Annotated in this window: 8 protein-coding genes and 3 pseudogenes; 6 read left to right on the top strand and 5 right to left on the bottom strand. The window is 64.7% G+C overall.

Going from position 1 to position 13569, the window contains the following annotated elements; genetic code table 11:
• Positions 1 to 21 precede the first annotated feature (21 nt).
• From AB0M79_RS28475 to AB0M79_RS28460, 4 genes and pseudogenes are all read right to left on the bottom strand, one after another.
• Complete coding sequence (locus AB0M79_RS28475; RefSeq protein WP_364219249.1) at positions 22 to 3021, bottom strand: COR domain-containing protein; 3000 nt, start codon at positions 3019 to 3021, stop codon at positions 22 to 24.
• Between the two features lie 256 nt (positions 3022 to 3277).
• Positions 3278 to 3526, bottom strand: a complete 249-nt coding sequence (locus AB0M79_RS28470; protein ID WP_364219380.1) for a transposase — start codon at positions 3524 to 3526, stop codon at positions 3278 to 3280.
• 220 nt (positions 3527 to 3746) lie between these two features.
• Positions 3747 to 3956: pseudogene (locus AB0M79_RS28465) on the bottom strand (transposase family protein); the annotation flags it as partial.
• A gap of 259 nt (positions 3957 to 4215) precedes the next feature.
• Positions 4216 to 5010, bottom strand: a pseudogene (locus AB0M79_RS28460) (IS5 family transposase); the annotation flags it as partial.
• Between the two features lie 172 nt (positions 5011 to 5182).
• On the opposite strand from AB0M79_RS28460, the gene AB0M79_RS28455 reads away from it, so the two are divergent.
• From AB0M79_RS28455 to AB0M79_RS28440, 4 genes are all read left to right on the top strand, one after another.
• Positions 5183 to 6889, top strand: a complete 1707-nt coding sequence (locus tag AB0M79_RS28455) for an IS1634 family transposase (protein ID WP_364219246.1) — start codon at positions 5183 to 5185, stop codon at positions 6887 to 6889.
• 491 nt (positions 6890 to 7380) lie between these two features.
• Positions 7381 to 9240, top strand: coding sequence for an Hsp70 family protein (locus AB0M79_RS28450; protein ID WP_364219243.1), 1860 nt, complete (start codon positions 7381 to 7383; stop codon positions 9238 to 9240).
• Positions 9241 to 9838: 598 nt separating this feature from the next.
• Complete coding sequence (locus tag AB0M79_RS28445; RefSeq protein WP_364219240.1) at positions 9839 to 11317, top strand: BTAD domain-containing putative transcriptional regulator; 1479 nt, start codon at positions 9839 to 9841, stop codon at positions 11315 to 11317.
• A gap of 396 nt (positions 11318 to 11713) precedes the next feature.
• On the top strand, positions 11714 to 12196 hold the full coding sequence (locus AB0M79_RS28440; RefSeq protein WP_364219237.1) for a hypothetical protein: 483 nt from the start codon (positions 11714 to 11716) through the stop codon (positions 12194 to 12196).
• Positions 12197 to 12219: 23 nt separating this feature from the next.
• On the opposite strand, the pseudogene AB0M79_RS28435 reads toward AB0M79_RS28440, so the two are convergent.
• Positions 12220 to 12360, bottom strand: a pseudogene (locus tag AB0M79_RS28435) (ATP-binding protein); the annotation flags it as partial.
• A gap of 146 nt (positions 12361 to 12506) precedes the next feature.
• Here AB0M79_RS28435 and AB0M79_RS28430 point away from each other — a divergent pair.
• Positions 12507 to 13226 carry a hypothetical protein gene (locus AB0M79_RS28430; RefSeq protein ID WP_364219234.1) on the top strand — a complete coding sequence of 240 codons (720 nt, stop codon included), beginning with the start codon at positions 12507 to 12509 and terminating at the stop codon, positions 13224 to 13226.
• A complete protein-coding gene (locus tag AB0M79_RS28425) occupies positions 13186 to 13569 on the top strand; it encodes a tyrosine-type recombinase/integrase (RefSeq protein ID WP_364219231.1) in 384 nt (127 codons plus the stop codon). Before AB0M79_RS28430 ends, AB0M79_RS28425 begins: the two co-directional genes overlap by 41 nt.

Raw genomic sequence — 13569 nt, 5'->3', positions numbered from 1 at the left:
ATCCCCCCCAGGCGACCCGACTTAGGCATCGTTTGGCACAGCCGGTCGAAGCACAAGGCTCGCTGAGCGGCCGCCTTGGGGCCCTGCCTCCTGTCGCTGTTGAACCGGGCCATTTGGAGATGCTGAGCTATCACATTCGATAAGAGCTGATTCAGAAGTACCTGCCCGTAGCGGCAAGCTAGGCAACTCCGGAAGACCGGGGTCGTATTCTTGATAATGACGGGGACAAACCCACAGCAATTCACCCGAAGGCGCTTGCACCCGCCGCATATCCCCAAAGAACCGACTCTCATCGTACCTAAAGAGTAGGGCTCTAAGACCACGAAGGGCTTGCCCCTCAGCTTTCGTCAGCTCGTTATTCGGCGTTTCCTCTATGCTCTCCTGCCGCTCGACTTCAACTGGCAACTTCTCGGCCAAGACCTTCATCAGTTCTACTCGACGGGATATCTCTTCCACCTCATTCGGCGGAAGCAGAACGCCAGACACGGCTCCAACAACTGGCACCGCCAAACGAAGCGTTTTCAATACAAAGTTGACGTAGGGGGCAACCTTTATGACCCAATCCCTCTCCTGCTTCAGCTCATACGTAGCATCCTGCCAAGGATGCCACTCACCTGGGTGCTCGCACCAAAGAGTGAGGTAAACCAACTGGAAGGTCAGCCGTCGTTCCCGGAGCATCGCGGCAGGCGCCTGTAGACCAGCACGTCTAGGCGGCAGTGCAAGCGTAAACATTCGGGGACAATCGATCACCTCTGTCGAAACGACCTTCAGTACTCGTCGTAGAGAGTCAGCAGCTTGTGTGGCCAGAACCTCGACGCGACGGAGACCACCTTCCACCCTTTCGATACCCGCGTTGACGGCACCTAACTCCTCATGCAACGCCTCCAGGTGAGACCGGATCTCAGTGTGGCCGGACGTGAATCCGGTCAAAAGCAAAGATATTTCGTGGTCGTAGTAACACTCCAGACAATCGCGTGTGACACGTCCCCTCTCTCGCAGCCTCAAAAGACCACTAAGCGGGAACTCGCCCGTACAGCCAGGAGTCGGGCACGGCACCAGGAAATGGTAACTGAGTCCCGGCCACCGGCTCCTCAGTAGATGCTCCAAGCTATCTCTGAGAACGTTGAAGAATAGATCGGGCGACGGTGCGCGCACCTGCAGAACAAGCCGACTGTCTTGCCTAAGTTCGATAAGTGCCTCAGAAGCGTACGCTACCGTTGGATGCCGAAGAAATACTCCATTCCTCCAATGCCTCCCAATCGACGCGTTGTGGTGCCGCACTGTCAGCCAGGCAATAATCCCGGGCGCCACGTCCTGCAATTTGCAGATTAAGGTAACCATGCGCATGTTGGTCGACACCGGCGTCCGAAAGACCCACGGAAGCACCGGACGCGAATGAGGAACAAGCTGAGCAATCAGACTTTTCCTCTCACGCTCATCCAGTCGATAGGAAATGTCAAACTTCTCCATTAGGCGCAAGAAATAGGGGTGATGCCTTGCCGGGTAGACCTCCCCCTCGACTCGATCCTGCCATATTAGTCGAAGTCGAGCATGATCGAGAACGCCATTCGCATCACGCGTCGGACCATCCTCAAGCACATACGCAATAGCCTTAGTAAGCCATTCGGGGTTTAGAACTACAATATCTCGCAATCCTTCGTCATCACCAAAGTAGATAATGTGCCCCAGATCATGCAGGAGCTCTGCGAGCGTGACCGTTTCATCGTCGTCGAGCTGTTGTACTTTGCACGCTTCAACAAAGTCGTCCCACGAAATCTGCGGCTCACTAATGTAACGTGCAAGGATGTCGTCACGCGCCGCGATCCAGCGAGGGCTCAGCATCCTTCCCATCTGAGGTAGCGCGGCGGCCTCCCTTTCGATCTCGGCCCTAAGATCCGAGATCCCGCGCCCACTCTTGTTGTCGACCGCAAGCTGCCCTGAAAGCATATTTGGAAACACTTGCTTAAGCTGCTCAAGGTCGATCTCTGGATTACGCTCGTCACAATGAGTAGGCACGAGTATCGCACGCGCTTCGTGGCCAATCCGCAGCCGAATTCGACTCAGCCAGCCTTCAACCTCGCTCTGCTCCTGCCCCATGCGCGCGTTCCACACCAAGACATAGAGGGCTCTCCTGCTGAAGAAGAACTGGTGAGTTATCCGATAAACCTCCTGGCCACCAAAATCCCAAGCGCGCACGGTCATATCAAGATCCAGGTCAGGATGACGGAAGATCATAGGATGAATCTCCAGCCCATGGGTCGTACTGCGATCTCTTACAAACTCCTCATCTCTCAATGCAGCTAGAAGCGAGGTCTTTCCGACCTTGCCTTCTCCGACGATCAAAATCTTTGCCTCGTAGTGTGGAACCGCATCCTCAAGGCTTCGGAGGTATGCATCAAGCGCATCCAACCCCCGAGATATCAAGTCAGGCAATGGGTCCGCAAGCGGATTCCTTGCAATTGAGAACGAAATCGATCGACGAAGAAGTTGAGCCATCTCCGTCGGCAGTACGGTAATTTGATTTCCATCCAACTCGAGCTTATCCAGCCTAGTTAGGAGACCAATCTCGGCCGGCAATTCGCGCAATCTATTGTTACTCAGATACAATCGACGCAAGTTGGCAAGCTGACCAATTTCTGGAGGCAAGTACTCAAGCTTATTGTTCCGCAAATCGAGCTGCTCCAGGTTTCGCAATCGAAACAATTCACGAGGAAGACTCCTAATCTGATTCCCATCCAAGTCGAGCTCACGAAGCTCTGACAAACGACCAATTTCGGGCGGTAACTCTGTTAGGCGATTGTCATCCAGATAGAGTTCCTCAAGCTTCCTCAGCTCACCTATCTCTTTCGGTAGGGCAGATAGAACGTTGCTCCTAACGTCAAGCTCGGTCAGGTTGATCAGATGCCCAATGTCGGGCGGCAACGTCCTCAGCTGGTTATGGATAAGGTAGAGCCTTTCAAGATTCCCCAGTTCACTGATTGCCGCCGGCAGACTATGCAGCCCCCACCCAGAGAAGCGCACGTATCCATTACGGCGGGCACGATCTACATCCTCCGACGTGAACGTATGCCTTGCACCCGTTGGAGTACTGATGGCAAGCTCCTCGTGATTAGGGTTTCCCGACGCGGGTCGTCCACCGAACGACCGACGACACCACCTATAGGGCGTTGCCAGAACGTAACGAAGAAACATCGCTTGTGTCGGCCCCAACTCCCACTGGAACGCGTCAGATTTGCGACAGTCTGACCGCGTCAGATCTTGAGAGACTTCTATAGCGTCAAGTGGTGCTTGGCGCTGGGTGTGTGCTGGTCAGTGTGCGGAGGAGTTGCCTGCTGATGTAGCGGTTGAGGCTGCGCATGACCTCGCGTTTGGTGTGGCCTTCGGCGGTGCGGCGGGTGATGTAGGCGCGGGTGTGTGGGTCGTGGCCCATGCGGACCAGTGCGATGGTGTGTGGGGCTCGGTTGAGGTGTCGGTCGCCGCCGCGGTTGAGACGGTGTCTGGTGGTGTTGCCGGATGATGCGGGCAGCGGTGACGCGCGGCGAGTGCGGCGAACGTGGCCTCGGAGCGGACGCGTCCGGGGTGTGACCAGGTCACCGGGACGGGTGCGGCGACGACGGGGCCGACTCCGGTCAGTTCGAGCAGTTCCGGTGCTTGGGCGGTGACGGCCTTGGTGAGGGTGGTGTGGTTGTCGGCGAGTTCGGTGTCGAGGGTGCGGATGCGTCTGGCGAGCCGGACCGCGCGGCTTGGAGTACGAGGATGGCCTGCACGATTGCGGTGGCGCGGCGGGGGCAGCAGCGGAGCTTGGTGAGAATCCTCCAGCTTTTGAGGGTCGCGACTGCGCGTTCGCCGAGGGCCCCGATCTTGGCGTGGTGGCGGTTGACGGTCTTCTGGCGGCGGGACAGGCGGGTGCGTCGGCGTTTGAACGGTGTCCAGACGGTGCCGCCGGCGCCTTGATAGCGCCGCCTCCTCGGCGTCGGCCCCAGCGCCTTCTACGACTGGCTGCGACACGGCGCGGCAGTCGCCTTTGCCGAGCACGGCGTTTCAGCGAGTCGGCTTGGTGTGAGCGTCGCCACCGACCACCTGGCACGTCACTCTAGGTAACCGAGGCTGTCAGTCGATCCGGAGTCGGCATGCCGCCTGCCCGGAGAGACGCTTCCGCGCATCCGGAGCTTTTAGGGCTCCTCCCAGATGGTTGTTCTTGGTGAGTCGGCGGTAGCAGAGTAGGGCGCAGCCGAGGTCGGCGAAGGCCTGGAAGTGGTCGGCTTGCGTTCGTAGCGGCGTACGAGTCGGCGGTTGTTCTGGAGCCAGGCCAGGCGCGACTCGACGATCCACCGGTGCCGGCCGAGCCGCTGCGACGACTCGACGCCCCTACGGGCGATCCGTACGGCGATACCGCGGCGGCGGGTCTCGGCCCGCAGCGTGCGGACGTCATAGGCTTTGTCGGCGTGGAGCTTGTCCGGCCGCTGCCGTGGGTGTCCTCGCCGGCCGCGGATCGGGATGATCGAGTCCAGTAGCGGTAGGAGCAGGTGGGCGTCGGGGACGTTCGCCGCCGAGATCAGTACGGTCAGCGGTATGCCTTTGCGGTCGCACAGTACGTGGATCTTCGAGCCTGGCTTGCCACGGTCGACCGGGTTTGGTCCTGTTTCGTCGCCCCTTTTTGTGCTTTCACGCTGATCGAGTCGACGACGGCGCGGGACCAGTCGATCTCGCTGACGACGCCAGGCGGTGCAGAAACTGCTGGTGCAGCCGTATCCACAGCCCGTCTTTGGTCCATTCGGTGAACCGGCGGTGGACCGTGGAACGGCTGACGCCGAACAGCACCGCGGGGAGCTTGGGCCAGGAGCAGCCGGCCAGGACCAGGTAGACGATCGCGGCCAGGACCGCCCGGTCATCAGCCCGCCGCTTCCCACCGCCCTGCGGCCGGAGCGCGGGGGTCGGGATCAACGGCTGCGCAGCCTGCCAGAAGTCGTCCGGCGCCCAGGTCCGCACTATGTCGTCCACATCGACCATCACGCAAAGACCCGGGTTCGACGTAATTCGGCAGGGCTGGAGGCCCTGCGTGGCGGAACACGCTGGCCAGCGGGCCGCGAGGGGCAGGGATAGGCAGGAACGCCTAGAGACGCGATTGTCTGGGCTGGCCTGTTCTGGCCTGGGTGTATCTCGTATGCCTAGAGCCGTGTACGTGAAGACGACGAAGCGGGAGAACAAGTCCGGCACGGTCCGGTACCTGCACCTGGCCCACAACGAGTGGGACCCGGCCAAGGGCCGGGCGGTGCCCAAGGTGCTGTTCACCTTCGGCCGCGAGGACCAGCTCGACCGCGACGCGGTCAAGCGCCTGGTCGCGTCTCTATCGAAGCTGTTGGAGCCTGGTGACGCGCTCGTGGCCACCGCCGCATCCGACCTGGAGTTCGTTTCCTCGGTGCCGATCGGCGGCACCCACGTGCTCGACCACCTGTGGCGCAGACTGAAGATCGACCAGATCGTGGCTCGGGTCGGACAGCCCAAGCGCGGCCGGCCCCGAGACATGACCACCACCGAACGGGTGCTGTTCGCCCTGGTCGCCAACCGTGCCCTGGCGCCGTCGTCGAAGCTCGCCGCCGCCGACTGGATCACCAACGACGTGCACATCGACGGACTGCCCGAGATCGGCGAGCAGCCCTGCTACCGGGCGATGGACTGGCTGCACGAGGTCACCGACGACCTGGAGAAGCAGGTCTTCGACTCCGTCGCCACCCTGCTGAACCTCGAAGTGGACCTGCTGTTCTTCGACACCACCAGCACCTACTTCGAGCTGGCCGAGCCCGACGATCCCGTCGCCCGCGACGACGCCGGCCGCCCACTCCACCACAGCGAGGCAGGCGGCGACGCGAACCACAGCGGGTTCCGCGCCTACGGCAAGTCCAAGGACTCCCGCGACGACCTGCCGCAGATCGTCATCGGCATGGCCGTCACCCGCGACGGCATCCCGGTGCGCTGCTGGTGCTGGCCGGGCAACGCCTCCGACTCCACGGTGATCCGGCAGGTCAAGGACGAGATGCGGGACTGGACCCTGTCGAAGATCGTGTGGGTGACCGACCGCGGCTTCTCCTCCGCGGCCAACCGCCGCTATCTGCGGCAGGGCGACCACGCCTACATCATCGGCGAGAAGCTGCGTTCCGGATCACCCGAGGTCAAGGCCGCCCTGTCCCGGCAGGGCCGCTACACCGAGATCGCCGAGAACATGCGCGTCAAGGAAGTACGGATCAGCGACACCGACCGGTTCGTGATCTGCCACAACCCCGAAGCCGCGCAACGCGACAAGCACATGCGAGAGCAACTCGTCGCCCACCTGCAAGAACTGATCGCCGACACGGACACCCTCAGCGAGTTCAAGCGCGGCGAGGTACGCGGGAAGATCGCCGGCAAACCCGGACTGAACCGCTACCTACGCGCCACCCCCGCCGGCAAGCTCCGCCTCGACCAGGCCAGGATCAAGACGGAGGAGAACCTCGACGGCAAGTACCTCCTACGCTGCTCGGACCCCCACCTCAGCGCCGAGGACATCGCCCTGGGCTACAAGCAACTCCTGGAAGTCGAACGCGGCTGGCGCGACATGAAACAGATCATCGACCTCCGGCCGGTCTACCACCGCCTCGAAGAACGCATCCGCGCCCACGTCGTCCTGTGCTGGCTCGCCCTCCTACTCATCCGCATCATCGAGACCCGCACCGACACGACCTGGCCCCGGACCCGCCGTGAACTCCAACGCCTGCACGTCGGAACGTTCACCGGCCCCACCGGCACGTTCCAGCAGGTCACCAACCTGACCAAGCCCCAACGAGACCTGCTCGCCAAGCTCGGCATCCCCCACCCCAAGCAGGTCCTCGACCTTCAGCCCATACCCCGCTGACCAGCCGAAACGCCACCGCCTAGAGAAACGCCCTACAGGCAGTCCCACCCATGTCCACCCAGGTCAAACCCAAGATTCGGCTCTCCAGATCACCGAATTACGTCGAACCCGGGAAAGAGGATGGCAAGCCAGGCCAGCACATCACCATCTGGGATGAGCCTTTAATGTCCGCTGGCAGTCGAGTCCACGGGGGAAGACCGGCGTCGGGCGCAAAGATGACAATACGGCTACCCGCAGATGCGGGAATTCCATCGGACGGCCGGCCCTGCAGCCGCGTGGTGCTGCTGATCGGAGTGAACATATGTTCCGATCGCGGTTGGGCTGTCAATCATTGACCGTACGGCCTCAGTTTGATCGTGGCGGTGACGTCGGCCGGAGTTACTCTGCGTTTTTGTTCGTGACGTGTGGGTGGATCATGGTGTAGGAACGGTGCTATGTCGTCTGGGGAGGTACGACTGGCGGTCGATTGCGGCGATGCTACGGCAACCGCAGTGCTGGTCTGGCCAGACGGGCGATCCATTCCGTTGATCTTCGATGGCTCCCCGGCGTTGCCAAGCGGGGTGTGGGTTGCGCCGGATGGTTCCGTGTTGACGGGTGAGGCGGCGTGGCGGCAGGCGTCGGTGGCACCGGACCGGTTCGTGCCGGCGCCGCTGCGGCTGCCCGGTGATCGGGCTGTGGCTACTGGCGGTGAGGTGGAGGCGGCCGCTCTGGTAGCTGCGGTGTTGGGGCGGGTGATGGGGGAGGCGCAGCGGGTGGCCGGCGGTGTGGTCGGTGAGGTCGTGTTGGTCGTGCCGGCCGGGTGGGGGCCGCGGCGGCGGACGTGGTTTCGGCAGGTGGCGCACCGGGCGGGGATACGGCAACCGTCGTTGGTGGAGGCGCCCGTCGCGGTCGCCGACCATGTGCTCGCGACCGGGGCGCAGGTGCTGGTGGGTCAGTTTCTACTGGTATGTGACTTTGGGGCGGGGTTCGAGGCGACGGTGTTGCGCCGCGGTCCGCACGGTTTCGAGGTTCTGTCCACCTTGCACGACGAGGATGCGGGTGGCGCCCGGGTGGACGAGCTGCTGGCCGAGCAGGTCAGACAGGCGCATCCGGATTTGCCGAAGGTGTCGGATCCTGGTGGTTGGGCCGTGGTCGCGGGTCTGCGGACGGCGCGGCAAGCGTTATCGGGCCGGTCAGCGGTGACGGTGATGCTGCCCGAGCCGGCGCCAGCCGTCGTCATGACGGCCCAGGTCGTGGAATCGGTTACGACTACTGTGGTGCGACGCGCCGGCGAACTGGCCAGGGAAGCCATGGTGGCGGCCGAGGTCGACCCGGCCCAGGTGGCAGGGGTCTACTGCGTGGGCGGGGCGGCGTTGATGCCTGGCGCACCGCAGGCGATCGCGCAGGCCACTGGCCTGTCCTCGCTGGTGCCCGAGAACCCGGCAGTGGTGGCGGTGTACGGCGCCGCAGGCGTCGGCGGCGCCCCGACCGCACCGACATATGCCGCCACCGGTGGGATGGCGAGGCCTTCCGACTTCGGTGGGATGACCGAAGGCCTTCTGCCGTCGTGGTGGCGGGCGGTCGCCGTGGTGGTGCCGGGGATGGCGTCGCTGGTGGTGATAGCGCACTTCCTGTTCACGGCCGAGGTGTTCAACGGGGCGCGGACGTTCTGGGGCCCGTCGACGTACGCGCTGGCGAACTGGGGTGAGCTGGCCGTGGCGTCGGTCCTGGCGATGGTGGCGTGTGTAGCGGCGGGGGGTGTGGTCGCCTCGGTGCTGGCAGCGATGAACACCGTACCCGGGTCGGTCGGGGTGCGGGTCGGGGCGGGGATCGCGGGAGCGGCAGCGACCGGGGTGTCGGTGGCCGGCCTGTACGCGGTGGCGGGATCGTTGTGGATCGGAATGCCGATAGGACCGCTTCTACGATGGGCGGTGCTGCCGGTACTGCCGATGGTGATGCTGGCGTTGGTGGCGGCGGTGCTGGCGACCTGGGGCGGTCGGCAGCCGGTGGAAGGTTGGGACCGGTGGCTGGGGTTCCCTGCGGTGTCGGTGCTTGTGGCCACGGCCGGGATGGTGCTGATGCAGTACGCGATGACCACGCCACGGCCGCCGGACCTTGCGCTGCTGATCGAGGTGTCTGCGCGGGTTGGTGGCCTGCTGGTCGGGGTGGGGATCGGCTGGGCAGTGGTGTCGCTGTGGTGGCAGCGGCTGATCCTGGTGCCGCTGCTCGCGGTGTTCTGCACGGCGATCGTGTCCTGGCAGGCAACCGGCGTGCTCGGGGTGATGTACGCGCTCGCGGTGGCTTTCTGGTGGCTTCGCAAGCTGTGGCAGTTGGCACGCAGCCCGGCACGGAGCGTCCCTCATGCACGGTGATCCGATGAGGCGAGGTGCTACCCTGCCGCGTGCCGACCTGCCGGCCACCACAGGCCCGCACCACAACTCCAACACCGGAACGGGCTCGCGGGCTGCGCGAGCCTGGCCGCCTTCCGGCGGACGGTGAACCGTGCAGTGGCCACGACGCATGGCGGCACTGGCGTTTCTCGCCGTGCTACTGGTGGGACCACCGGTCGTACTCATCCGCCTCGTGGGTTGGCCATGGCCGACGCAGGCCCCCACCAGCCAGCAGCTCGCTTCCTGGATCGCCGAACCACTGACCGAACAGACCCTCGCTGTAGCGCTCGCCGGCATGGCTTGGCTGCTGTGGCTGTTTCTCCTGATAGCCGTGGTCGGGCAGGTCATGGTTCGGCTGAGGAACGCAGGACGGTGGCTGCGCCGTATTCCGGTCCCCACACCGTTGCAGGCAACCGCGAGCAGCATGGTCGGCGCAGCAATGCTCACCGCCGCTGGTACGACACCGGCCCCGGACACCGCTGACCGCGCACCAGCCGCGGCCGGTGCCGGCCGCGACCACGGAGCACCAGAGTCGGCCGCGCCCAGTTCCGGTCATTTTGAAGCGGAGTCGGCCACCGGAGTGGATCTACCCGACGGCGGCTGGATCCCGACCCCGACCGCAGAGGCGATCACTGCCGCGGCGGTACTCGTCTGGTTCCGCCGCCGGCGCCGCTACACCCCACACCCGGCCGGCACCCGCCACGACGCCGACAACGACCTGGCAGCACTACCGCCAACCGTCGCCGCAGTCCAGGCCGCCCAGACCACCCAACCCAGCCACCAGCTAGAAGCCCGACCTGCGGCCGCACCGGAGCCGGTCCACCCCGCCGCGCTGCCTCCCGGGCTGCTAACCCTGACCGGCCCCGGCGCCGCCGACGCGATACGAGGACTGATCGTCACCGCCACCATCAGCGCCGGCCAACGCCAGATCGTCACCACCGCCGACGACCTGGCCCACCTGCTCGGCCCCGACAGCAGCGGCAGAGCATGGCACGGGATCGCCGGCCTGATCGTGACCGCCACCACCGCCGACGCCATCACCACCGCGACCACGCCGCACCACGCGCGGCCGACAGACACAGGCGGCCGCCTCGCGACGTCGCCGCTTCTGATCATCGCCTCCACCGCGAGCATCTCGAACCTGAGCGATCACCTGACCGCGTTGTCCACCAGGACCATCGGGCCGGTCACCACCGTCGTGCTCGGCACCACCCACCACGGTGGGACCTGGCACGTCGCCGCTGACGGACACACCACCACGAACGACCGGCGCCGGATGTGTGTCCTCGGCCCGACCCCGGCCGCAGACCTGCTCACCCTTGCCCGCCACGCCCACCCTGCCGCCGCACCAACTCCCGTCCATCCCCGACATGAGAAAGCCCGGCTTCGGATACAGGTCCTCGGACCGCTCCAGGTCACCATCGACGACACCCCGGTCAGCGTCCGCCGCACCGCCGCCTGGCAGACCCTGGTCTACCTCGCCATCCACCCCGATGGCGCCACCACCGAGGAACTCGCCGAGGCGATCTGGCCCGACCTACGCCTGCACGCCGTCACCAACCGCATCTACGCCACCATCAGCGAACTCCGCAAAACCCTGCACACCGCCGCCGGAACGCCCGTCGTCGAACGCGTCACCGACCGTTACCGCCTCCACCCCGACACCAGCGTCGACCTCTGGCAGCTGCAGGCCACGATCGCCGCCGCCTCACGGGCGATAACCTCGGATGCCCGCCACCACGCCCTGCACGCCGTCCTCGAGCAGCCACCCGGCGAACTCGCCACCGGACAGCCGTGGCCGTGGCTGGTCCCGCACCGCGAAGCGATACGCCGGCAGATCATCGATGCACACACCACCATGGCGGCCGGTAAGCCTCCACCCGAGGCACTGAGGCTGCTCGAGCAGGCGATCACCGTCGACCCTCTCAACGAGCACCTACACCTTCAGGCCGTCCAAGCCCTGACCGCCACCGGTCAGCACGCCGCTGCCGCCGACCTGCTCGACACCTACCGACAGCGGATCACGGAACTTGGCCTGCCGCCCGGCGACGAGTTGTGACCGTCCGCGCCTCGACCGTAGATCAAGGCGACGCTCACAAAGGTCGGTTCGAGACCCAGCAGGTTCAAGCCGACGGTCCGTTCTGTGGCCGACGCACCAACCGGGTATCGACGGCTGCACGAGGCTGGTGGCGAAGTGAGTGATGCCCAATCGATGGATAGGCCGATCGGGCGTGCTCGTCGGACTCGCTGCCGGCGCCGAAGGTCAGCTCGGCGATCAGCGGCGACACCGTGAATCCGATGCCGGTGGCTTCGGTCGTGGGAACGGGGCCCAGATAGGCGTCTCTTCTAGGCCCCGTGTCGGGGTACTCGTTGTAGTGCAGAGGTAAGTACGGCTGATCTTGCAGAGGCCAACGCTGGTACCTGATGCGTCGAGGGCGGCGTGCATGATGGCAGCGTGGTTGAGCTGACCTTGTTCGCGGACTATTACCAGATCCACGCATTCGACGAGGGATCGCAGGCCGACTTCGGCGACGAGTGGACTGATCAGGCGGTAGATGATCGTTTGGCTGTTACGGAGGACGGGGTTGCGATCGGCACGACAGTGAACGTGAACGTCGCGGTCAGTGTTGAAGTGCTGGACGGGCCGCCGGCCGATGACAGCATCGAGTTCGATCACGTGGTGGAAGCCAGCATCCGCTGCTCATCGGGACATCTGGTGGTCATGGGATGCACCGATCATGAGCCCGACGCGCCACGCTTCCCCGTGACGGCTGGCTGGCTGCGTTTGCGTGCGTCGCAGTCCAATCTTGATCAGGCGTTTCAAGCTGACATCGACTCGGATGACGATCCGCAGACGATGGAGCGGCTGCGTCTGCAGGTGTGGCCAGCTGCGGCAGAGCGCTCGGTGGTGGTCAGGCGCTGGCGGTCGTCGGCGTAAGCCTGGGCTGACCAGGGCTGGCATCAGGCGACGTTGTCGATGGCGGTGAGGCGGTTCTTGAGGCGGTAGCTGGGGCCGTTGATCGGGACGATGTCGCAGTGGTGTAGGAGCCGGTCGAGGATGGCGGTGGCGAGGACCTCGTCGCCGAAGACCTGTCCCCATTCATCTGGGGCTGGCTCATGTTCGTCCGCGCCGGCTTCGTCCTTGTGCCTGGCCAGAACAGATCTCGCTTCATCTATTGATCTTTGAGGTTGTCGATCGATATGTTAGGCGCTGCCTTACTGGGTTAGGTGGGAAGAAGGTGTCCCGGGTGGCCGCTGGATTGCGTGTGATCAGCGGCGGCGCTGCCGCAGTGGAGCCGGTGCCTGTCGATCCGTGGGAGTTCCAGGCCCGATGCGTGGACGCGTTCGTCGCGTCGTGGCGAGCGCGCGGGTTCAGCCAGGTGACGATCGACAATGACATCGGCCTGCTCGAGCGGACGCTGACGGCGTTGGGCCGGCCGGCGTGGGACGTCACGCCCGAGGACGTTGACCGGGTGGTGGGCGAGCTGGCGGTGGCCGGCCGTAAGGCGTCGACGCGGCGCGAGTATGTGCAGACCTTCAAGGCGTTCCACCGGTTTCTGCAGGTGCGCAAGGCCGCCGAGATCGAAGCGGGATTCGGGGTGCGCCTGGTCTGTCCGGTGGATGAGTTCAACGCGGCGCGGCATGTGGGTGACGACTCGCCGCAAGCGATGCCGCCGCCGACGCCAGAGCGGGTTGCGGAGTTCTTCGAGTTTCTCAAGGGCCGGATCGCTACCGCTCGCAAGTACGCGCCGGCGGCTCGCGACTATGCGCTGTTCCGGACGCTGTATCACGCTGGGTTGCGCTCGGACGAGGCGTCCATGCTGGAGCTGCCGGATCTGCATTTCGGGCGTGGGCCGTTCGGGAAGCTGCATGTGCGCTTCGGGAAGGGCGCCCCGGACTTCCGGGCCGCGGCCGCGGTGGGTGCCGATGCTCGACAGCCTGGATCTGGTGCTGCGCTGGTTCGTTGACGACGTGCGCGGCCGGTTCCCGGATTCGCCCGTGCTGTTCGCTGACGAGTCCGGCGGACGTCTGCATCGCGGAACGATCCGTAACCGGCTGCGCCGGCTGATGCAGTTGGAAGGCCGCCCGGAGGCCGACTGGTTCAGTCCGCATGCGCTGCGCCGGGCCTGCGCGACGCACAACTACGAACGCGGCGTTGACCTCGTGGCGATCCAGCAGCTGCTCGGGCATTGGACGGTCAGTTCGACGATGAGGTATGTCCGGCCGTCCACAACGTTCATCGAGGATGCCTATCGGCGGGCGGTGTCGAGCACCCTCGCCGACCTGACGGGAGAGGGGCCGACGACGTGA

Origin of the sequence: Polymorphospora sp. NPDC051019, from assembly GCF_040683055.1 — a bacterium.
GTDB classification, from domain to species: Bacteria; Actinomycetota; Actinomycetes; order Mycobacteriales; family Micromonosporaceae; genus Polymorphospora; species Polymorphospora lycopeni.
Note: the sequence above shows the minus strand (reverse complement) of the source record. Positions and strands in the feature narration are given on the sequence as shown.